Below are 23,310 nucleotides of genomic sequence, written 5' to 3'. Positions count from 1 at the left end.
TCCCCGGAAATACTGGTATGTAAAACATAGCGGGAGGAAATGAAAATGAGCTGGACAAATATTTTTTTAATCGTTCAACTTGTCTTTGGGGTAATTGTCGGATTATATTTTTGGCATTTACTTAAAAACCAGCGAACACAAAAGGTCTCAATTGACAGGGAATCAAAGAAAGAGATGGATAAACTTAGGAAGATGCGTGAAGTTTCATTAACAGAACCACTTGCGGAAAAAGTTCGTCCAACATCTTTTGTTGATATTGTTGGTCAAGAAGATGGCATTAAATCACTTCGGGCAGCGCTTTGTGGACCTAATCCGCAGCATGTGATTATATATGGTCCACCTGGGGTAGGGAAAACAGCGGCTGCACGTCTAGTGCTAGAAGAAGCGAAGAAAAATGAAAAGTCTCCTTTTCAAATGAATGCAACGTTTATCGAACTTGATGCCACAACAGCACGATTTGATGAAAGAGGGATTGCAGACCCGTTAATTGGTTCTGTACATGATCCGATTTACCAAGGTGCAGGTGCAATGGGACAAGCGGGAATTCCCCAGCCGAAAAAAGGAGCCGTTACAGATGCACATGGAGGTATTTTATTTATTGATGAAATTGGAGAATTGCATCCTATCCAAATGAATAAAATGTTAAAGGTGCTTGAAGATCGGAAAGTATTTTTAGAAAGCGCATATTATAGCGAAGAAAATACACTCATCCCAACGTATATTCATGACATTTTTCAAAAAGGGTTGCCAGCAGACTTTCGTCTTGTTGGCGCAACAACACGTTCTCCAGAAGAAATTCCTCCAGCAATTCGTTCAAGATGTTTAGAAGTGTTTTTTAGAGAATTGGATAAAGAAGAAATTGAAACGGTTGCAAATAATGCGGCTGAGAAAGTAAATATGACGCTTGGAGAGCAAGGTATTGAAATGATTGGTATGTACGCTAGAAATGGCCGAGAAGCAATTAATCTTGTTCAAATCTCTGCTGGGATGGCAATTAATGAAGAGCGTACATTTATTAAAGATGAAGATATTGAGTGGGTCATTCATTCTAGCCAGCTAACACCAAAGTATGAAAAGCGTACATATCCAATTCCGAGAATTGGTCTTGTAAATGGATTAGCTGTATATGGACCGAACACAGGTGCTTTGTTGGAGATAGAGGTAACAGCAATTCCAGCGAAAGAAAAAGGTTCTGTCTTGGTTACAGGAATTGTAGAAGAAGAAAGTATTGGTAGTCAAACGAAATCTATTCGCCGTAAAAGTATGGCAAAAGGCTCAGTTGATAATGTGATTACTGTGCTTAGGTCGTTGCAATTGTTACCAGAAGGATATGATATACATATTAATTTCCCGGGTGGTATTCCAATTGATGGTCCATCTGCTGGAATTGCAATTGCCACTGGTGTATATTCTTCGATTCACCGTGTATATGTCAGCAATGAGGTAGCGATGACCGGTGAAATTAGTATTCATGGTGAAGTGAAGCCAGTTGGTGGTGTATACGCGAAGGTAAAAGCTGCAAAAAAAGCTGGAGCGAAAAAGGTTTTAATTCCTGCTGAAAATGTACAACCGTTTTTATATACTATTAAAGGAATTGAAATTATTCCAGTTCGGAAATTAACAGAAGTATTTGCATTAGCCTTTATGAAAGATGGCACGCGTTTTAAAGAAGATATACTTCCTTCTGAGAATGAAGGGGACGTGCAATCGATGTAATTACTTGCCAGACTCCGGTTAAGTTTGTATGCTTAAACGGAGTCCCTTTTTCTTTTAGGGAATGATGGAAATGTCTGCAATTGCGTAAGGTTTTATTGTAATATAAAATAATGACACAAAGATTTATATATTATGGAGGTGCTTAGTGTAGTATGAATGTGAACGAAAGAATTGTGCCCCTCCTACCATTAAGAGGCGTTCTCGTATATCCGACGATGGTTCTGCATCTTGATGTAGGACGTGATAAATCGATAGAAGCACTAGAACAAGCAGCTATAAATGAAAATATTATCTTTTTAGTGATGCAAAAAGATGTGAATATCGATGATCCGAAAGAAGAAGACGTATACCATATAGGTGTATTAGCAAAAGTAAAGCAAATGTTGAAGTTACCGAATGGAACGATGCGTGTCCTTGTAGAGGGTTTACATAGAGCTGAAATGGTCGAGTTTATTGAACAAGACGATACAATTCAGGCAAATGTACACATTTTAGAAGAAGAAGGCGAAGCTGACTTAGAAGAAAAAGCGTTAATGCGTACATTAATTGAACATTTTGAACAGTATATTAAACTGTCAAAAAAAGTATCTAATGAAACCTTTGCGACAGTAGTAGATGTAGAGGAGCCGGGACGCTTAGCAGATTTAGTATCTTCTCATTTGCCGCTAAAGATGAAGCAAAAGCAAGAGATATTAGCGATTGCTTCAGTAAAAGAACGATTACATACCTTGGTTTCTTTTCTTCAAGACGAAAAAGAGTTGTTAAGTTTAGAGAAGAAAATCGGACAACAAGTAAAACGTTCGATGGAGCGTACGCAAAAAGAGTACTTCTTACGCGAGCAAATGAAAGCTATTCAAAGTGAGCTTGGCGATAAAGAAGGAAAAGGCGGAGAAGTAGAAGGATTACGCGAAAAGATTGAACAGTCTGGAATGCCAGAGGAAACAATGAAAGCTGCATTAAAAGAGTTAAATCGTTATGAGAAGTTGCCGAGCAACTCACCGGAGAGCGGTATTATTCGTAATTATATTGATTGGTTATTATCTCTTCCTTGGACAGAGGCAACAGAAGATGTGATTGACCTTACGCGTGCAGAAAAAGTATTAAACGAAGAGCATTATGGGCTTGAGAAGGTAAAAGAGCGAGTTCTTGAATATTTAGCAGTGCAAAAGTTAACGAGCTCTTTAAAAGGCCCTATCCTTTGCTTAGTTGGCCCTCCTGGCGTTGGTAAAACGTCACTTGCAAAATCGATTGCAACTTCGTTAAATCGTAACTTCGTCCGTATATCTCTTGGTGGTGTGAGGGATGAATCCGAAATTCGTGGTCATCGTCGTACATACGTTGGTGCAATGCCAGGTCGTATTATTCAGGGGATGAAAAAAGCGAAAACAGTAAATCCTGTATTCCTATTAGATGAAATTGATAAAATGTCAAATGATTTCCGCGGTGACCCTTCAGCGGCGTTATTAGAAGTGCTTGATCCAGAGCAAAATCATAACTTTAGCGACCATTATATTGAAGAGCCGTATGATTTATCAAAAGTAATGTTTGTTGCAACGGCAAACACGTTATCTAGTATTCCAGGACCTCTTCTTGATCGTATGGAGATTATTTCAATTGCTGGTTATACAGAACTTGAAAAAGTACATATCGCTCGTGAACACTTACTTAATAAGCAGTTAAAAGAACACGGACTAAGTAAAGGAAACTTACAAGTACGTGATGAGGCGTTAGTTGAACTTATTCGTTATTACACACGTGAAGCAGGGGTGCGTACGTTAGAGCGTCAAATTGCGAAATTATGCCGTAAAGCAGCGAAAATCATTGTAACGGAAGAAAGAAAACGTGTGGTTGTTACAGAGAAGAACATTGCTGAATTGCTTGGTAAGCGTATATATCGCTACGGACAAGCGGAAACGAAAGATCAAGTTGGAATGGCGACAGGTTTAGCTTATACAGCCGTTGGTGGTGATACGCTCGCAATAGAAGTTTCTGTAGCCCCTGGTAAAGGGAAACTTATTTTAACAGGGAAATTAGGGGATGTTATGAAAGAGTCTGCACAAGCAGCGTTTAGTTACATTCGCTCAAGAGCAGCTGAGTTAAAGATTGACCCAGATTTCCATGAAAAAAATGATATTCATATTCATGTTCCAGAAGGAGCTGTACCGAAAGATGGACCTTCAGCTGGTATTACGATGGCAACGGCACTTATTTCTGCGTTGACAGGCATTCCAGTAAGTAAAGAAGTTGGGATGACTGGAGAAATCACGCTTCGTGGTCGTGTATTACCAATTGGTGGGTTGAAAGAGAAAACATTAAGCGCTCATCGTGCTGGATTAACAAAAATTATTTTGCCAGCAGAAAATGAAAAAGATTTAGAAGATATTCCAGAGAGCGTAAAGGAAAACCTTACGTTTGTACTTGCATCTCACTTAGATGAGGTGTTAGAGCACGCGTTAGTAGGAGTGAAAGCATGAAAGTAACAAAAGCAGATATCGTAATTAGTGCAGTAAAACCGGAGCAGTACCCAGAGAGTGATTTACCAGAAATCGCATTGGCGGGTCGTTCCAATGTAGGAAAGTCTTCATTTATTAATACTATTTTAAATCGTAAAAAGTTAGTGCGTATTTCTTCTAAACCAGGAAAAACGCAAACGTTAAACTTTTTTATCATTAACGACATGATGCATTTTGTTGATGTACCTGGTTATGGCTATGCAAAAGTATCAAAAACAGAGCGTGCAGCATGGGGAAGAATGATTGAAACATACTTTACAACGCGTGAGCAATTAGACGCAACTGTATTAGTAATTGACCTTCGTCATCCCCCAACAAAAGATGATGTTATGATGTACGATTTCTTAAAGCATTATGAAATTCCAACGATTATTATCGCAACGAAAGCAGATAAAATTCCAAAAGGGAAATGGCAAAAGCATTTGAAAGTTGTAAAAGAAACGCTTGATGTTGACCCGAGTGATGAAGTGGTACTATTCTCTTCAGAAACAGGACTTGGAAAAGAAGATGCATGGAAAGCGATTCATAAATTTACAAAAACGAAAAACGCGTGACGAACTGTCACGCGTTTTTTCTTATAGTACGTTTAATGTTACTTCAATATTTCCTTTAGTTGCTTTTGAATAAGGGCATACACTATGGGCTGCTTCCGCAAGTTGCTTAGCTTCGGTATGGGAAACACCAGCAACGCGTACGTCAAGTACAGCAGATAACCCAAAACCACCATCTGTATCTTTACCGATAGAAACATGTGCGGTCACTTCTGTGCGCTCCACTTTGATACGTTTTGTGCGAATTACAAGTTGTAAGGCGCTATCAAAGCATGCTGCATAACCAGCTGCGAATAATTGTTCTAGGTTTGTTATATTTTGGGCAATCATACATAATTTTCTCTGTGATGAAAGAAGCTAGGAGTAACAGTTTTATAAATCATATGGAATAGTTTCCATCACTTGATTCTGACTCGTTTTTTTGATAACGTACAACATAGGGTAATTACTTTATAATAACTATAAAGTAATGAAAAGACGGTATTGATGAACGGATTGTATATGTTACGAATAAATCGCAAAAATATAGAAAATTTTTTTGTGATGTTCACACGATTGTCAGACTCATAATAGGAAATTTGTATTATCATAGTAGATAAGGTGAAAAAACGGCTGAAGGGGGACATGCGGCATGCATATTCTTGTTGTTGGTGTTAACTATCGAACAGCCCCTGTAGAAATTCGAGAGAAACTATCGTTTCAGGCAGCGCAGTTAGAGGAAGCGATGACAACACTACAAAAGCAAAAAAGCGTGTTAGAAAATGTCATTGTGTCAACATGTAATCGAACGGAAATTTATGCTGTCGTAGATCAACTACACACAGGGAGATATTATATTAAGAAGTTTATGGCTGATTGGTTTCAGCTTGAAGTAGGAGAAATATCTCCTTATTTGTCTATTTTTGAACAAGACGCTGCAGTAGAGCATTTATTCCGTGTAACATGTGGATTAGACTCAATGGTGATTGGTGAAACCCAAATTCTAGGACAAATGCGCAACGGTTTCTTGCAGGCACAAGAAGTGAAGGCGACTGGAACAATTTTTAATGAATTATTTAAACAAGTTGTGACCCTTGCAAAGCGTGCTCATTCAGAAACGACAATCGGTGGTAACGCAATGTCTGTTAGTTATGCAGCTGTTGAACTTGCGAAGAAAATTTTTGGTGAATTATACGATTGTCATGTGTTGATTCTTGGTGCTGGGAAAATGGGTGAACTTGCACTACAAAACTTATACGGAAGTGGTGCGCGTAAAGTAACCGTTATGAATCGTACGTTTGAAAAAGCGGCAGTAATGGCGGAAAAATATATGGGCTATGCAAAACCATTAAGTGAGATGCAGTGTGCTTTGTTAGATGCGGATATTTTAATTAGCTCTACGGGTGCATCCGATTATGTCATTACAAAGGATACGATGGCTCGGGTTGAAAAGATGCGCTGTGGTCGTCCGTTATTTATGGTTGATATTGCTGTTCCCCGTGATATTGATCCTGCAATCGATGAATTAGAGAGCGTTTTCCTTTATGATATTGACGATTTACAAGGTGTTGTGGAGGCGAATCGTACGGAGCGCTTGAAAGAGGCTGAGAAAATCGAAATTATGATTGAAGAAGAGATTGTTATGTTTAAAACTTGGATGAACACGCTTGGTGTTGTTCCATTAATCTCACAGCTTCGTGAAAAAGCAGCTGTTATTCAAAGTGAAACGATGCAAAGTATTGAACGAAAGATTCCGACATTAACAGAACGTGAACAAAAAGTAATTAATAAGCATACGAAAAGTATTATTAATCAGCTCTTGAAGGATCCAATTCTAGTGGCAAAAGAGTTAGCAGGAGAAAACGACGCAGAAGAAAAATTAGCTCTTTTTGCGAAAATTTTTAACTTAGACGTAGAAGAGAATATGGAAGAACAAGAAGCGAAACAACCGTGGTTATCATCCGTTTCATCTGTATAAGTGAGAAAGGATGATGGGATGGATTTTTTAAATAATAGTATCATTTATCATACTGCAATTATTTTATACGCTTGTAGCGTTAGTTTATATTTTATAGATTATTTTCAAAGTAACCGAAAGGCGAATAAAATTGCCTTTTGGTTACTTTCTGTTGTATGGGTGCTACATTCACTGTTTATGTTCCTTCGGGCGACAGAATCAACAATTCATCCGATTCTAACGTTATTATCGGGCATTTATTTTTATGTGTGGCTCCTCATTACAATCTCGTTAATTATTAATCGCTTTATGCGAATTGACTTTTTAGTGTTTTTTACAAATGTAGTGGCATTTGGTGTGAGTGCAGTTGCTATTTTTACTCCTGTAGGAAAAATGGAACCAGTACTTGCCGATCAGCTATCACTAGAACTTCTTTACGTTCATGTTGGGATGGCGATTATTTCTTATGCGACATTTACAGTTTCATTCATTTTTTCTATCATGTATTTGCTTCAGTATCGTTTATTAAAGCAGAAAAAGTGGAATACAAGATTACGAAGATTAGGGAATTTGCAGAAGCTTGAATCGATGTCATATGGTTTAAATTTATTTTCAGTTCCCTTTTTCTTACTAGCCATTTTACTTGGCTGTATATGGGGATATACGAAGTTGCATAATTTTCATTGGTATGATGCGAAAGTAATTGGTTCGTTCATTGTATTATTTGTGTATTGTGCAGGGATTTATTTACGCGGAAGCGACACGTTACAAGGAAAGAAAATTATTAGCTGGAATATCGGGGCATTCCTTGTGATGTTAATAAATATTTTTCTATTTAGCAGTTTATCGAATTTCCATTTCTGGTACTAATCATTAGGAGAGAGAACCGATGCGAAAAATTATTGTAGGATCAAGAAAGAGTAAATTAGCATTAACACAAACAAATTGGTTTATCGAGCAATTAAAAGCGCTTGGTTTGCCATATGAGTTTGAAGTGAAAGAAATTGTAACAAAAGGGGATGTCGTATTAGATGTGACCCTTTCAAAAGTAGGCGGAAAAGGATTGTTCGTAAAAGAAATTGAACATGCATTGCTTACGAAAGAAATTGATATGGCAGTTCATAGTATGAAAGATATGCCTGCTGTTTTACCAGAAGGCCTAACAATTGGTTGTATTCCAAAGCGTGTTGATCCGCGTGATGCATTTATTTCTGAAAATGGCGAACGATTTGAACAATTGCCAGAAGGTGCGGTGATTGGTACAAGTAGCTTACGTCGTAGTGCACAGTTATTGGCGGCGCGTCCAGACTTACAAGTAAAGTGGATTCGCGGGAACATTGATACACGTCTTCGTAAGCTAAAAGAAGAAGAATACGATGCGATTATTTTAGCAGCAGCAGGCTTAAAGCGCATGGGCTGGGCAGAAGATGTGATTACAGGATATTTAGATGAAGAGTTTTGCGTCCCGGCTGTTGGACAAGGAGCACTTGCGATTGAGTGTCGCGAAGATGATATGGACTTACTAACGCTTCTTTCTCATATTAACGATCCTGTAACAGAAAAAGCAGTAAAAGCTGAGCGTGTCTTCTTGCATAAATTAGAAGGTGGCTGTCAAGTGCCGATAGCTGGTTATGCAACGGTGAATGAAAATGAAGAACTACAATTAACAGCGCTTGTTGGCTCAGCAGATGGCTCTGTATTGTTAAAAGAAACAGTAACAGGTGTTGATGCTACAGAGGTAGGCGAAAAAGCAGCTGAGTTATTAATTGAGCAAGGTGCAAAAGAGTTAGTTGAGGCTGCGAAGCAGGAGCAGAAGTAATATGCCAGGCCTTAATGGAAAGACGGTACTTGTAACAAGGGCTGCGCATCAGGCAAAAGAAATGAGTAAGGTAGTAAGAGAGCGAGGCGGAATTCCACTGGAAATTCCGCTTTTACATATAGCAAATGTCTCGTACGATTGCTTTTCATCAATTCGTACTACATTATCTTCTTATGACTGGATTATTTTCACGAGTAAAAATGGTGTTGCTTATTTTCTAGATGGTTTGCAGATGGACTTACCTTCTTCTATAAAAATTGCTGCCGTTGGTGTGAAAACGAAACAGGAATTAGAAAGACGAGGTTACATAGTTCAATTTATGCCAACGGTTTTTGTTGCTGAGGTATTTGCCAAGCAGTTTACGAAGCAGCTAGCTGGGAGTGAGCATATTTTGTTTCCGAAAGGGAATTTAGGGCGAGAAGTAATTCCAGTAGCTCTCCGAAAGCGTGGTATTTCCTTAAAAGAGATGACTGTATATGAAACGAACATACATAGAGAGAATAAACAAGCTTTAATTGATGTGCTTCAATCGAGAGCTGTGGATGTCGTTACGTTTACAAGTCCATCAACTGTTAGAAGTTTTGTTACACTTCTTGAAGGTACAAAGTGGAGAGATTGGATGAAAGGGTGTACAATTGCTTGTATAGGGCCTGTAACAGAAAAAGAAGCAAGAAAGTATTTTGAATACATTGTTATGCCAGAAGAATATACAATTGAAGCAATGTTAACAACTATTTCAGAATATTGTCAAAAAACATAAATGGAAGCTTCTGCTCGTTATATACATAATTTTTAAGAATTGGAGATGGAAATGAATGAATTCTTTACAATTTAGCCGCCACCGTCGTTTGAGAAATAGTGCAGGGATGCGTGCGCTTGTACGTGAAACGCATTTACGACCTGAAGATTTTATTTACCCTATTTTTGTTTTAGAAGGAGAGCGTGTGCGTAATGAAGTGCCATCTATGCCAGGGGTGTATCAAATCTCACTTGATTTTCTACATGAAGAAATGGCAGAGGTCGCAGCGTTAGGAATTCGTTCTGTTATTGTTTTTGGTTTACCAGCTGAAAAGGATGCGGTAGGGTCTTCTGCTTATTGTGAAAAGGGAATTGTACAGCGTGCAATCAAACAAATTAAAGAGGAACTTCCAGAGCTTGTTGTTGTTGCGGATACATGCTTATGTCAATATACAGATCATGGTCATTGCGGCGTGATTGAAGATGGAGTAATTGTTAATGATGAATCTTTACAGTTACTTGCAAAAACAGCTGTAAGCCAAGCGAAAGCTGGCGCTGACATTATTGCCCCATCTAATATGATGGATGGGTTTGTAACTGCAATTCGTCATGCGTTAGACGAAAATGGGTTCTCACATGTACCGGTTATGTCTTATGCAGTAAAATATGCATCTGCTTTTTATGGTCCGTTCCGTGATGCAGCACACGGTGCGCCGCAATTTGGTGATCGTAAAACGTATCAAATGGATCCTGCGAACCGTTTAGAAGCATTTAGAGAAGCAGAGTCTGATGTAATAGAGGGTGCTGATTTCTTAATTGTAAAACCAGCTCTTTCGTATTTAGATATTATTCGTGATGTGAAAAACAATTACTTATTACCGGTTGTTGCATATAACGTAAGCGGTGAATACTCAATGATTAAAGCGGCAGCACAAAATGGCTGGATTCAAGAAAAAGACGTTGTTCTTGAAAAATTAATCGGTATGAAACGTGCTGGAGCAGATTTAATTATTACGTATCATGCAAAAGATGCAGCAAAATGGTTACGAGAAGGAGAGGTGCGCTAATGAGAAGTTTTGAAAAATCAATTGAAGCGTTTGAAACAGCAAAAGATTTAATGCCAGGTGGTGTAAATAGCCCGGTTCGTGCATTTAAATCTGTTGGAATGAACCCAATCTTTATGGACCGTGGAAAAGGGTCGAAAATTTATGATATTGATGGTAATGAATATATCGATTACGTATTATCTTGGGGACCGCTTATTCACGGTCATGCAAACCCACGCGTAGTAGATGCATTACAAGCAGTAGCTGAGCGTGGAACGAGTTTTGGTGCGCCAACAGAAATGGAAAATAAACTTGCGCAGCTCGTCATTGAACGTGTTCCATCAATTGAGGTTGTGCGTATGGTAAACTCTGGTACAGAGGCTACGATGAGTGCGCTTCGTTTAGCGCGTGGTTATACTGGTCGCAATAAAATTTTAAAATTTGAAGGATGCTATCACGGCCATGGGGATTCGCTCCTTATTAAAGCTGGTTCTGGCGTAGCGACGCTTGGTTTACCAGATAGCCCTGGTGTACCAGAAGGGGTAGCGAAAAATACAATTACAGTTCCTTACAACGATTTGGAAAGTGTAAAAGTTGCATTTGAGCACTATGGTGATGATATTGCTGCTGTTATTGTTGAACCAGTTGCAGGTAACATGGGTGTTGTACCACCACTTCCTGGATTTTTACAAGGATTACGTGAAGTGACACAGCAACATGGAACACTTCTTATTTTCGATGAAGTTATGACAGGATTCCGCGTAGCATATGACTGTGGACAAGGTTACTTTGGTGTAACGCCTGACTTAACATGTTTAGGAAAAGTAATTGGTGGTGGTCTTCCAGTTGGTGCTTACGGCGGAAAGGCTGAAATTATGAGACAAGTTGCACCGAGCGGTCCAATTTATCAAGCGGGTACATTGTCTGGTAATCCGCTTGCAATGGCGGCTGGTTATGAAACGCTTGTTCAATTAACGCCAGAGTGTTATAAAGAATTTGAACGAAAAGCAGAAGTGCTTGAAAAAGGCTTACATGAGGCGGCAGTAAAACACGGTATTCCGCACTGCATTAACCGCGTTGGTTCTATGGTGGGTATTTTCTTTACTGATGAAAATGTCATCAACTATGAAGCAGCAAAATCGTCTAACTTAGAGTTTTTTGCGGCTTATTATCGAGAAATGATTGAGCAAGGTGTCTTCTTACCACCTTCTCAGTTTGAAGGCTTGTTCTTATCTACTGCTCATAGTGATGAGGATATTGAAGCGACAATTGCAGCGGCAGAAGTTGCAATGTCCAAATTAAAGGGATAATGAATGAAATCAATCGCTCTCGTTTGAGAGCGATTTTTTTATTCATAAAGTATTCACCTTGCACATAAACCTGTAATGACACAGAGTTTGAGAGGGGGAATACGAAGTGGCAACAGATCAACAGACGTCATTGCGCTTTTCGCTAAAAGAATCTGTTTGGTTCCAAAAAGGACAGGAAGTCAAAGAACTTATTTCTATTTCGTTAGATCCTGACGTTGTTATAGAAGAGAATGAACATGAAGTAATCGTAAGAGGTCAGCTTGATTTGACGGGAGAGTACGTTGCAGAAGAGGATGATTCGACTTTTTCACTGAGGGAATTATCTCCAGCAAGAATGATAGATTATGTTGAAGTGCGTGAAGATGGTGTGAATGAGCTTGTTCATTCTTTTCCGTTAGAAATCTCAATTCCACGAAGTCGTGTAGAAGATGTGGAGCGGCTACAAGTAGAAATTGAAGAATTTGATTATGAATTACCAGAAGTAGGATGTTTGCAGTTGTTAGCTGATATATCAATTGAAGGGCTCTGTGCTGAAGAAGAAAGGGAAAGTCATATTGGACAGCTGTATGAAGAAGAGGAAGTGCTAGAAGAGGAAGAAGAAACAGAATGGAACGACTATGCATTTGAACCGTTTCAAATTGAATCGCGTAAAGAGGCTGTTATAGAAGAGGAAGAAAAGGAAGAAGAGACTGTTCATGAGGAGGCTGCTCCTCAGTTTGAACTATTTGGACGAAAAGACACGGTAGCAGAAAAATACGGGAAACAAGAGTTAGAAGAGAAGGAAGAAATCTCATACTCTGATCGAGATGAAAATGCATTATATTTAACAAAATTATTTACAAAAGGCGGCGAAGAAGAATTTACGAAGCTCCGTATGTATTTCGTGCAAGAAGGGGATACAGTTGATTCTGTAGCAGAAAGATATGAAACTTCTGTCCAAAATTTACATCGTGTAAATGGGATGGATGATATGTATTTATCGACAGGACAAATTATATATATTCCTGTTCCAAGAACGAGGATGAAGTAAAGTTATAAATGGAGAAGGGAGATTAACAGCCCGATTGGTCGGACTAACACTAAGTGGGGGATGAAGACCCCCACTTAGTGAAGTTTCACTTTATCCTCTTCTCCTTTATTTTCTTGTTATCAATCGGTTCGGATAATGGTTAGTGGAAAGTCTTCACTGATTTGAAGTTTTACTTTAGCCCGTGAAAGTCCGATTGATTGAAGTTTCACTTTATTTTACGTCCTTTAGAAAGGGGCGTTGTTTGCAGTGGATAGAGAACTTAGAGAGCGTTACACACCAATTTTACATTCGTATCAATTGCAGGTCGAACATATAGAAGAGTACGGAAATGTCGTAAAAGTGCATACAAGTCAAGGGCCATATGCGTTAAAGAAGCTCCCTCTTATGCGGAAACATCGGGGCGATATTATGAAACATATTCAATTTCTGTACGAAAAAGGATTTACGCATTTTGCACCCGTTTATCATTCGAAAGATGGACGTCATATTTTAAGTGATGAAGCGTATAACTATTACTTAATGCCGTGGCTTGAACATGGAGAGGGAGATGGTGAAGAAAATGATCATTACCATAAAATGCTTCAGACACTCGGCTTGCTTCATCAAAAAACAGTGCGTGAGGAAAATATAACAGAAGAGCAAATAGAAAATCATGTGACAAATATGCAAGCGAGATGGGAAAAAGACGGGGAATTACTCGAACAATTTCTTATTGAATGTGAATCGAAGTGGTACATGTCTCCATTTGAATTGCAGTATTGTACTTATTACCATTACGTTTCTCGTGCACATGAATTTGCAAATAAGCAGTTAGCGCAGTGGCATGAGGCAATGAAAGAAAAAGAAAAAACGCGTGTTTCATTCGTTCATGGGAATGTTGCAATGAATCACTTTCTATTTGATCATCATCGAAATGGTTATTTCATTAGTTTTGAACGTTCTCATTTTACAACACCTGTTCAAGACCTCGTTCAATTTTATTCCCGTTCTTTTCGTACGTATCCAATTGTAAGAAGTGATCGTTATGAATGGTATCAAAAATATCAAGGGAGTTTTCCATTTACAAACGAGGAACATCTTTTGTTTCGTGCATACTTAACATACCCTAGTCCTTTTATTGAGCAGCTGCGCATGTATATGAATGCGAGAAAAAGTCGTAGCGAACATAGTGAATTAGGAAATACAAAAGGGTTACAACAGTCCTATTGGCTCGTCAGTAATATTGAATATTTTATTTCTCAATTGCAAGCAGCTGACGCGCAAAATCCGTCATAATTTAAGTTGCAATGTATCATACATGAAATGAGAACAGTAAGAAGTAGCAAAGCGTAAATATCTTGAAAAAATAAAAAGTGCGAGATAGAAACTTACGTGTCTATTTCGCACTTTTTATATTTATTTGCATATAGTATAAAAAAATTGGTTAAGCTTATTGACGATTGCACATTTATTTTTTAGACTATAAGATATATTTATAATTTCAAAACGTATATAACAATGCGTTGAAAGGGAAGAGTACAGCGTCCTACGTCTTCAGAGAGAGAAATCATTTGCTGAGAGATTTCTTAGATGGTAGTGTTGGAAGGTCGCCCTTGAGCAGCTTCTTTGAACTCACGTTTGGAAAGTAGGAGGAGCCGGTGAAACCCGTTACAGATGTTAAGCGTACAGGTGTAGTGTATCTATATCTGTAAAAAAAGGTGGTACCGCGATCTCCGTCGTCCTTTTGGATGAGGGGGTTTTTTTATTTTTAAGGAGGGAAAAATATGTCAAATACGGAAAATAACTTACCAACAAAATACGATCATATATCCGTAGAAGAAGGCCGCTATAAATGGTGGCTAGAGGGTAAATATTTTGAAGCAACAGGAGACGAGAAAAAACAACCTTACACGATTGTAATTCCACCTCCAAACGTAACTGGTAAACTTCATTTAGGTCATGCTTGGGATACAGCGCTTCAAGATATTTTAACACGTACGAAACGCATGCAAGGATACGATGTATTATGGTTACCTGGTATGGACCATGCAGGTATTGCAACGCAGGCGAAAGTAGAAGGGAAACTTCGTGAAGAAGGTATTTCTCGTTACGACCTTGGCCGTGAAAAGTTTCTTGAAAAAGCGTGGGAGTGGAAAGAAGAGTACGCATCTCACATTCGTGCACAGTGGGGGAAAGTTGGTTTAGGACTTGACTATTCTCGCGAGCGCTTTACGCTTGATGAAGGTTTATCTGAAGCGGTTAAGAAAGTATTCGTTGAACTGTATGAAAAAGGTTTAATTTACCGTGGTGAATACATTATTAACTGGGACCCAGCAACGCGAACAGCCCTTTCTGATATTGAAGTAATTCATAAAGATGTACAAGGTGCATTTTATCATATGGAATATCCATTAACAGATGGATCTGGTCACATTCGTCTTGCAACAACTCGCCCAGAAACGATGCTTGGTGATACAGCTGTAGCGGTTCATCCAGAAGATGAGCGTTACAAAGATTTAATTGGTAAAACAGTTACACTTCCAATCGTAAATCGTGAAATTCCAATTATTGCTGACGACTACGTAGACCCAGAGTTTGGTACAGGTGTTGTAAAAATTACACCAGCTCATGATCCAAACGACTTTGAAGTAGGTAACCGTCATAACTTACCACGTATCCTTGTAATGAACGAAGATGGTACGATGAACGAAAAAGCTGGTAAGTACAAAGATATGGACCGCTTCGAGTGCCGTAAGCAATTAGTAAAAGACTTACAAGAAGCTGGCGTATTAGTAGAAATTGAACCTCATATGCACTCAGTAGGTCATAGTGAGCGTAGCGGCGCTGTTGTTGAGCCTTACTTATCAACGCAGTGGTTCGTAAAAATGGCACCACTTGCAGAAAAGGCAGTTGCGCTTCAGCAAAAAGAAGAAGAAAAAGTAACATTCGTTCCAGAACGCTTTGAGAATACGTACTTACGCTGGATGGAAAACATTCATGACTGGTGTATTTCTCGTCAATTATGGTGGGGACACCGCATACCAGCTTGGTATCATAAAGAAACTGGTGAAGTACATGTAGGTATGGAAGCACCGGCAGATATCGAAAATTGGGAGCAAGATAACGACGTATTAGATACATGGTTCAGTTCAGCATTATGGCCATTCTCAACACTCGGCTGGCCAAATGAAGAATCAGCAGACTTTAAACGTTACTACTCAACAGATGTTCTTGTAACAGGTTATGACATTATCTTCTTCTGGGTATCTCGTATGATCTTCCAAGGATTAGAGTTTACAGGTGAGCGTCCATTTAAAGATGTATTAATTCACGGTCTTGTTCGCGATGAGCAAGGACGTAAAATGAGTAAGTCTCTTGGAAACGGTATTGATCCAATGGATGTTATCGAGAAGTACGGTGCAGATGCAATGCGCTTCTTCTTAACAACAGGAAGTTCTCCAGGTCAAGATTTACGCTTCAGCATGGAGAAAGTTGAATCGACGTGGAACTTCATCAATAAAATTTGGAACGCATCTCGCTTCGTATTAATGAATCTTGATGGTATGAAGTATGAAGATATCGATTTAACAGGTGAAAAGTCTGTTGCGGATAAATGGATTTTAACTCGCTTAAATGAAACAATCGAGAGCGTAACACGTAACATTGATAAATACGAGCTAGGTGAAGTTGGTCGTGCGTTATACAACTTCATTTGGGATGACTTCTGTGATTGGTATATTGAAATGGCGAAAATACCGTTATACGGAGAAGATGAAGCGGCGAAGCATACAACTCGTTCTGTTTTAGCATACGTACTAGATCAAACGATGCGTTTACTTCACCCATTCATGCCATTCGTTACAGAGAAAATTTGGCAGCATTTACCGCATGAAGGTGAGTCTATTACAGTAGCAGCTTGGCCAACAGTTCGCGAAGATTTACAAGATAAAGGTGCAGCAGTAGAAATGAATCTTCTTGTAGATATTATTCGCTCAGTTCGTAACATTCGCGCTGAAGTAAACACGCCAATGAGCAAAAAAGTTCAGCTGCAAATTAAAGCGAAAGACGAAGCGGTATTAGCACAGCTTACAAAAAATAGCTCATACATCGAGCGTTTCTGTAACCCAAGTGAATTAACAATCAAAACGGATTTAGAAGCGCCAGAAAAAGCGATGACAGCAATCGTATCCGGTGCAGAGTTATTCTTACCGTTAGCGGACTTAATTAACTTAGACGAAGAAAAAGCACGTCTTGAAAAGGAACTTGAGAAGTTCGATAAAGAAGTAGAGCGTGTTCAAAAGAAACTTGCAAATGAAGGTTTCGTAGCGAAAGCACCAGCTGCCGTAATTGAAGGGGAGCGTGCGAAAGAGAAAGATTACCTAGAAAAACGTGAAGCAGTTCGTCAACGTTTAGCAGATTTACAAAAGTAAATTGAAACAATGAACCAAGGCAAAGATTATTCTATTTGCGTATAATAGAACTAAGACATTTGTCTTGGTTCTTTTTTTGAGTGAAAGGGGAAACGTACATAATGCATACATATGAAGAAGCTATAAATTGGATTCATAGTCGTTTAAAGTTTGGAATTAAGCCGGGATTAGAGCGAATGAATTGGATGTTACAAGAGCTTGGTAATCCCGAACGAAATATAAAGTGTGTTCATTTAGCAGGAACGAATGGGAAAGGTTCCACATTAACATATATGCGAAGTGTATTACAGGCAGCAAATTATAAAGTAGGAACATTTACCTCTCCTTATATCGAGACGTTTAACGAACGAATTAGTATGAATGGAAAGCCGATTACAGATGAAGAAATTAAGATGCTTGTAAATGTAGTAAAGCCTGTTGTAGAAAAGTTAGATGAAACGGATTTAGGGGCTGCGACAGAATTTGAAATTATTACTGTGATGATGTTTTATTATTTTGGAAGTGTAAACAAATGTGATGTTGTATTACTTGAGACGGGTCTTGGTGGCCGCTTTGATTCAACTAATGTTATTTCTCCTATTTTAACGATTATTACAAACATTGGCCGCGATCATATGCATATTTTAGGGAATACAATTGCAGACATTGCATATGAAAAAGCGGGGATTATAAAGGATAATACTCCAGTAATAACAGGGACTTATCAACAGGAAGCCCTTGAAGTGATTCGAGGAGTAGCAAAAGAGAAAAGAGCAGATGTATACGAACTTGGAAAAGAATTTATAGCTACTTTGTGTGAATCGGATGCAGCAGGTGAGACATTTACATTTTCCTCGGAAATATGTTCGTATCATGACGTGCATATTTCGATGAAAGGAAACCATCAAGTACGTAATGCAGGGGTAGCTCTAATGGCACTTTTATACTTACAAAAAGAGCAAGGGTTACGTATTGAGGACGAGCATATAAAAACAGGGCTTCATGATGCGTATTGGATTGGACGATTTGAACAATTACAGACAGAACCAACCATTATTATCGATGGTGCGCATAATCCAGAAGGAATAGCTAGTTTAGCAGAGACAGTAAAGTCGCATTATGATGATAAGAAAGTAACTGTATTATTTACAGCACTTGGTGATAAGCAATTAGAAGAAATGGTAGGGAAGTTAGAAACGATTGCAAATGAAATAATTTTTACAACATTTACGTTCGACCGTGCAGTTTGTGCCGAAGATTTAGCCGCTTATTCGCAAATGAAGTCAAAGCGAGTATTTGAAGATTGGCAAGAAGCAATTGATAGCACAGTGGAAAGTCTTCAAAAAGATGATGTGTTTATTATCACAGGTTCACTTTACTTTATATCGGAAGTGCGTAAATACATGCTGCAAAAAAGGTGCTAAACGTTTTTTGTAACCAATGAGCTACTACGGAAAATGTTCATTTAAGGTGGATTGTTATCACACATTTCTTTTGAAAGAGAAATATGTGTTGTGTTTAGACACCAAAGTAACGGCTATGCAGAAAGAAAGAGATTACACTCACTTGTCCCTTATGTTTAAACAAAGCCCGTGGTACAAAAAGGTCCTGACCGTTACAATACACGGCCAAAAGCTCTATCTAACCTAAAAAGACCGTTTTTTATTTGTATTTAACAAGATGAGACTCCTCTTCTTGTTTTTTGTTCTACAAATAGATGCAAAAGCATACATATGAAATAACAAAATGGAGTATTTGACGAATGACTCTGACAAATATCTCGTTCTTTTTTAAAGGGAATATGATACGATGCGAGCAATGACGTGAAGTGAGGAGTGGGAGCGATGGACAAGCAATCACGAACAATTTCAGTGAAAGTGAACGGAACGGAAGCAAAGTATGTAGAGCGTAAAAAAGAAAAAGAAGAGTTCGAGTGGATGTTGCCAGAAGCGAGTACGATTCATAATGTTGTGCCTTTTCAAAAAGGAGAGAAAATCGTTAGTGGCAAGGAAAAAAAGAAGGGAAGTTATAAGTTTGTTATTGTTATTTCCACCGCTGTGCTAATTGGTACTGGTTTTGGGATGGGGATGATTCAACTGTTCACGGAAGATGGTACGAAACAACAAGTCGCTCCAGTAGTAAATACGACAAGCATACAAGAACCGAAGCAAGAACGGAAGCAAAGTGCGTCAATGCCGTTACCTGCCTTATCGCTATATTTTGTACAAGGAGGTGCCTTTTCTACAAAGGAAAAAGGAGAAGAAGCGTTAGCCGAATGGAAAGAAAAAGGATTTAGTGGGACATTGAAGCCAAGTGGTGACAAATATTTACTTGTTATGGGTATGACAAATGATGAGAACGCAATAGATGCATTAATTGCAGATCATAAGAAAAAAGGAATGTCTGTCTTAAAGAAAAAATGGGAAATTACTGATTCAGCGCTGTTAAAGGAAGATAAACAATATGGATCATTATTACTAGATGTACAGTCATTATATACAGCACTTGTAGCTTATGTCGGTGAGTTACAGACAGGTGAAAAAATAGATAAAAAGGAAATACAAGCTATTGAAAAAAAGTGGGGAGAAATTGAAGAGAACGGGAAAACTATAAAAAGAGAAGATATACGAAAATTGCTTACGTATACATCTGTTGCAGTACAAACAGTTAAAACTGAAAAGAAAGATGTTGAAACGTTGACGAAATTAGAAAAAATCATAATTGATGGGCTTCTTTCTTACGAAAAAATAGTTTCCGAAAAGGAAAAAACATATAATAATTAAAGAAAGAAGAAGCGCAACCTTCTTTCTTTTCTTTTGCATTTTGTAAAATGAAAAACGTTATTTTCAAAATTTGAAAGGAAGATTTGTATTTGTTACGTTTACTTTGTATCTTCCTGCTTATTTTGACAATAGAAGGAGAGAATATGAAAAGATTAATTTTAGCCTCTGGCTCGCCAAGACGTAAAGAATTACTGGAACTGATTGATATTCCGTTTGAAATTGCTGTGAGCAATGTCGATGAAACAATTGGAGCTTACTCTTCTCCGCATGATATTGTGATGTCACTTGCACTGCAAAAAGCAGCAGATGTTGCGAAAGATTATGAAGACTGCGTAGTACTTGGTGCGGATACAATTGTGACGTATGAGTCGCGCATTTTAGGGAAACCAATTGATGAAGCAGAGGCAAAGGAAATGCTTCATTTTCTTTCGGGAAAAACACATGAAGTGTACACTGGAGTAGCTCTTATTTCTAAAGAAAAAACAGTTACGTTCTATGAAAGGACAGAAGTAACATTTTGGGAATTAACAGAAGAAGAGATTAACGCTTATATTAAAACAAAAGAGCCGTTAGATAAAGCAGGTAGTTATGGTATTCAAGGAAAAGGATCTGTGTTTGTTCAGCATATAACAGGTGATTATTACAGCGTTGTTGGTTTACCAATTGCTCGCCTTTCTCGTGAATTAAAACAATTTTATGGAGCATAAAGGAGGGAGTATATGAGCGGAATTCGTGATGTTGTCAAGGAGGATCAACCACGGGAACGCTTATTAGTAGAAGGGGCGGGCAGTTTGTCAAATGCAGAGCTGCTCGCTGTCATTCTGCGCACTGGTTCAAAAGATGAATCAGTTTTAACATTAGCAAACAGGATTTTACATCACTTTGATGGGCTTCGTATGTTAAAAGATGCAACAGTAGAAGAGATGACAAGTATACACGGAATTGGAGTTGCAAAGGCATCACAGCTTCTTGCTGCTTTTGAACTTGGAAGAAGAATGGTACGATTACAATATGCGCAGCGTTATAGTATTCGAAGTCCAGAAGATTGCGCTAATTATATGATGGAAGAGATGCGCTTTTTACAGCAAGAACATTTTGTTTGTCTCTATTTAAACACAAAAAATCAAGTGATTCATCGGCAAACTATTTTCATTGGAAGTTTAAACTCCTCGCTTGTACACCCACGCGAAGTATTTAAAGAAGCATTTCGCCGCGCAGCCGCCTCTATTATATGTTTACATAATCACCCATCTGGAGACCCTTCGCCAAGCAGAGAAGATATCGAAGTAACAAGACGTCTTGTTGAATGTGGAAAGATTATTGGGATTGATGTACTCGATCATATTATTATAGGTGACCATAAGTTCATCAGTTTGAAAGAAAAAGGTCATATTTAAGTCTATGCTTTTTACTTATTTTGTTTTATAATGTGATTTATGAGTTTTTTGTGGGCTTTCGTCTACACTATACTAAATAAAATGAAACAATGTTCTGTTTTATATAAATAAGTTTTTTAAAAAAAGTTCGTGAAATAAGAAAGGAAGATACTTAATATGTTCGGATTTGGTGGTTTTACTCGTGATCTTGGAATTGATTTAGGAACAGCAAATACACTTGTATACGTGAAAGGAAAAGGTGTTGTTGTACGTGAGCCTTCTGTAGTAGCACTACAAACTAATACAAAACAAATCGTTGCAGTTGGTAATGATGCGAAACAAATGATTGGTCGTACACCAGGAAATGTTGTAGCACTTCGTCCAATGAAAGATGGCGTTATTGCTGATTATGAAACAACAGCAACAATGATGAAATACTATATTCAGCAAGCACAAAAATCAAACGGCTTTTTCTCTCGTAAACCATATGTAATGGTTTGTGTACCATCTGGTATTACAGCGGTAGAAAAACGTGCAGTAATCGATGCAACTCGCCAAGCTGGCGCTCGTGATGCATATCCAATTGAAGAGCCATTTGCAGCTGCAATCGGTGCAAACTTACCTGTTTGGGAGCCAACTGGAAGTATGGTAGTTGATATCGGTGGCGGTACAACTGAAGTTGCCATTATTTCTCTTGGTGGTATCGTAACAAGTCAATCTGTGCGTGTAGCAGGTGACGAAATGGACGATTCAATTATTCAATACATTAAGAAAAACTACAATTTAATGATTGGGGAAAGAACTGCAGAAGCGTTAAAGCTTGAAATCGGATCTGCTGGAGACATAGACGGAATCGAGCCGATGGAAATTCGCGGTCGTGACTTAGTGACCGGATTACCGAAAACAGTAAGCATTCGTCCGGAAGAAATTGCAGAAGCACTAAAAGATACAGTAGATGCAATTGTAGAATCTGTTAAAAATACATTAGAAAAAACTCCACCAGAATTAGCAGCAGATATTATGGATCGTGGTATCGTGTTAACAGGTGGCGGTGCACTACTTCGTAATTTAGACAAAGTAATTAGTGAACAAACAAATATGCCAGTACTTGTTGCTGAAAATCCATTAGACTGCGTAGCAATTGGAACAGGAAAAGCGTTAGATAATATTGACCTGTTCAAAAACGCGCGATAATATTCCAAATAAAAACCATTGAAATTAAGAGGGTGTGAACGTGCCGCAGTTTTTTTGGAACAAAAGATTACTTGTTTTATTAGTTAGTATCATCCTTCTCGTGGCGCTGATTGGGATCTCATTAAAAGAGCGGAAAAGTCTAACATGGCCAGAGCAATTCGTCAAAGATACCGTCGGTGTTGTAGAGCGTGTATTTCAAAAACCAGTGAATTATGTTGTTGAATTTTTTGATAACGTGGAAGATATAAAGAACACGTATGAAGAAAATAAAATGTTAAAAGCTGAGCTGGACAAGTATGCAAGCTTGTCTGAAGAACTAAAGGCCTTAAAGGCAGACAATGTAGAACTTAATGAGGCACTTGGGAAAAAAGAAACACTTCGTGATTATAAGCCTGTGCAAGCAACTGTGATTAACCGTAATCCGGACAAATGGTATGACTTAATCGCACTTGATAAAGGTGCGCAGCACGGTGTTGAAAAAGACATGGCTGTCGTTGCGGCAAATGGTGGATTAATCGGTAAGGTGAAAAGTGTGTCACAATTTAAATCAACAGTAGAGCTTCTTAGCTCAATCAATCGAACGAATCGTATTTCAGCAGTTGTCCAAGGTGATGACAAAATCTTTGGATTGATTGAAGGGTATGATAAGGAAAAACAAGCGCTTGTCTTTACAAAAATTGCATCTGATGCAAACGTACAAAAAGACCAAACGGTTGTTACATCTGGATTAGGCGGTGTGTTCCCGGATGGGCTAATTATTGGTACAATTACTGAAGTAACACCAGATCCATACGGACTAACACAAACGGCATATGTGAAACCGGCAGCGAATTTAGATGATGTCAATCATACAATGGTTGTTGCGAAACGAGATAAGCCAACGGTAGATTTAGAAAGATAGGAGGGGAAG

Annotated in this window: 18 protein-coding genes, 1 pseudogene and 1 other annotated feature; of the genes and pseudogenes, 18 read left to right on the top strand and 1 reads right to left on the bottom strand. The window is 38.4% G+C overall.

Going from position 1 to position 23,310, the window contains the following annotated elements; translation table 11 throughout:
- Positions 1-45: 45 nt before the first annotated feature.
- The 3 genes from lonB (at position 46) to yihA (ending at position 4,783) form a co-directional block, all read left to right on the top strand.
- The gene (gene lonB / locus BAMA_RS19415) at positions 46-1,716 is read left to right on the top strand and encodes an ATP-dependent protease LonB (protein ID WP_034642516.1); all 1,671 of its coding nucleotides are present in this window, start codon (positions 46-48) and stop codon (positions 1,714-1,716) included.
- Between the two features lie 152 nt (positions 1,717-1,868).
- A complete protein-coding gene (lon, locus tag BAMA_RS19410; RefSeq protein WP_034642515.1) occupies positions 1,869-4,190 on the top strand; it encodes an endopeptidase La in 2,322 nt (773 codons plus the stop codon).
- Positions 4,187-4,783 (top strand): ribosome biogenesis GTP-binding protein YihA/YsxC, encoded by a 597-nt coding sequence (yihA, locus tag BAMA_RS19405; RefSeq protein WP_034642514.1) that lies wholly within the window; start codon positions 4,187-4,189, stop codon positions 4,781-4,783. Before lon ends, yihA begins: the two co-directional genes overlap by 4 nt.
- Before the next feature lie 21 nt (positions 4,784-4,804).
- Here yihA and BAMA_RS19400 read toward each other — a convergent pair.
- Positions 4,805-5,092, bottom strand: a pseudogene (locus BAMA_RS19400) (Ohr family peroxiredoxin); the annotation flags it as partial.
- 319 nt (positions 5,093-5,411) lie between these two features.
- On the opposite strand from BAMA_RS19400, the gene hemA reads away from it, so the two are divergent.
- The 15 genes from hemA to mreC all read left to right on the top strand — a co-directional run bounded on the left by hemA (position 5,412) and on the right by mreC (position 23,301).
- Positions 5,412-6,737, top strand: coding sequence for a glutamyl-tRNA reductase (hemA, locus tag BAMA_RS19395; RefSeq protein ID WP_034642511.1), 1,326 nt, complete (start codon positions 5,412-5,414; stop codon positions 6,735-6,737).
- Between the two features lie 18 nt (positions 6,738-6,755).
- On the top strand, positions 6,756-7,586 hold the full coding sequence (locus BAMA_RS19390) for a cytochrome C assembly family protein (RefSeq protein WP_034642509.1): 831 nt from the start codon (positions 6,756-6,758) through the stop codon (positions 7,584-7,586).
- Between the two features lie 19 nt (positions 7,587-7,605).
- On the top strand, positions 7,606-8,535 hold the full coding sequence (gene hemC / locus BAMA_RS19385) for a hydroxymethylbilane synthase (protein ID WP_034642507.1): 930 nt from the start codon (positions 7,606-7,608) through the stop codon (positions 8,533-8,535).
- Position 8,536: 1 nt separating this feature from the next.
- Complete coding sequence (locus tag BAMA_RS19380; protein WP_034642505.1) at positions 8,537-9,295, top strand: uroporphyrinogen-III synthase; 759 nt, start codon at positions 8,537-8,539, stop codon at positions 9,293-9,295.
- 55 nt (positions 9,296-9,350) lie between these two features.
- Entirely contained in the window at positions 9,351-10,340 is a 990-nt protein-coding gene (gene hemB / locus BAMA_RS19375; RefSeq protein ID WP_034642503.1) for a porphobilinogen synthase, read from the top strand.
- Complete coding sequence (gene hemL, locus BAMA_RS19370) at positions 10,340-11,629, top strand: glutamate-1-semialdehyde 2,1-aminomutase (RefSeq protein WP_034642501.1); 1,290 nt, start codon at positions 10,340-10,342, stop codon at positions 11,627-11,629. The genes hemB and hemL overlap by 1 nt, the downstream gene beginning before the upstream one ends.
- A 106-nt stretch (positions 11,630-11,735) precedes the next feature.
- Positions 11,736-12,659, top strand: a complete 924-nt coding sequence (gene spoVID / locus BAMA_RS19365) for a stage VI sporulation protein D (protein ID WP_034642499.1) — start codon at positions 11,736-11,738, stop codon at positions 12,657-12,659.
- A gap of 246 nt (positions 12,660-12,905) precedes the next feature.
- Positions 12,906-13,934 (top strand): spore coat protein YsxE, encoded by a 1,029-nt coding sequence (ysxE, locus tag BAMA_RS19360; protein ID WP_034642496.1) that lies wholly within the window; start codon positions 12,906-12,908, stop codon positions 13,932-13,934.
- Positions 13,935-14,152: 218 nt separating this feature from the next.
- Positions 14,153-14,385 (top strand) — a binding site (T-box leader).
- Between the two features lie 37 nt (positions 14,386-14,422).
- A complete protein-coding gene (locus BAMA_RS19355) occupies positions 14,423-17,068 on the top strand; it encodes a valine--tRNA ligase (protein ID WP_034642494.1) in 2,646 nt (881 codons plus the stop codon).
- Positions 17,069-17,166: 98 nt separating this feature from the next.
- The gene (locus tag BAMA_RS19350; protein ID WP_034642540.1) at positions 17,167-18,471 is read left to right on the top strand and encodes a bifunctional folylpolyglutamate synthase/dihydrofolate synthase; all 1,305 of its coding nucleotides are present in this window, start codon (positions 17,167-17,169) and stop codon (positions 18,469-18,471) included.
- Positions 18,472-18,891: 420 nt separating this feature from the next.
- Positions 18,892-19,830, top strand: coding sequence for a hypothetical protein (locus BAMA_RS19345; RefSeq protein ID WP_034642492.1), 939 nt, complete (start codon positions 18,892-18,894; stop codon positions 19,828-19,830).
- A gap of 143 nt (positions 19,831-19,973) precedes the next feature.
- A complete protein-coding gene (locus BAMA_RS19340; RefSeq protein ID WP_034642490.1) occupies positions 19,974-20,537 on the top strand; it encodes a Maf family protein in 564 nt (187 codons plus the stop codon).
- A 12-nt stretch (positions 20,538-20,549) separates the two neighbouring features.
- Positions 20,550-21,227, top strand: coding sequence for a RadC family protein (gene radC, locus BAMA_RS19335; protein WP_034642488.1), 678 nt, complete (start codon positions 20,550-20,552; stop codon positions 21,225-21,227).
- Positions 21,228-21,383: 156 nt separating this feature from the next.
- Complete coding sequence (gene mreB / locus BAMA_RS19330) at positions 21,384-22,400, top strand: cell shape-determining protein MreB (protein ID WP_034642486.1); 1,017 nt, start codon at positions 21,384-21,386, stop codon at positions 22,398-22,400.
- Positions 22,401-22,440: 40 nt separating this feature from the next.
- Positions 22,441-23,301 carry a rod shape-determining protein MreC gene (gene mreC, locus BAMA_RS19325; RefSeq protein WP_034642484.1) on the top strand — a complete coding sequence of 287 codons (861 nt, stop codon included), beginning with the start codon at positions 22,441-22,443 and terminating at the stop codon, positions 23,299-23,301.
- The last annotated feature ends 9 nt before the right edge of the window (positions 23,302-23,310 follow it).

Origin of the sequence: Bacillus manliponensis (genome assembly GCF_000712595.1) — a bacterium.
GTDB lineage: Bacteria > Bacillota > Bacilli > Bacillales > Bacillaceae_G > Bacillus_A > Bacillus_A manliponensis.
This window is presented reverse-complemented; position numbering and strand designations above follow the sequence as displayed.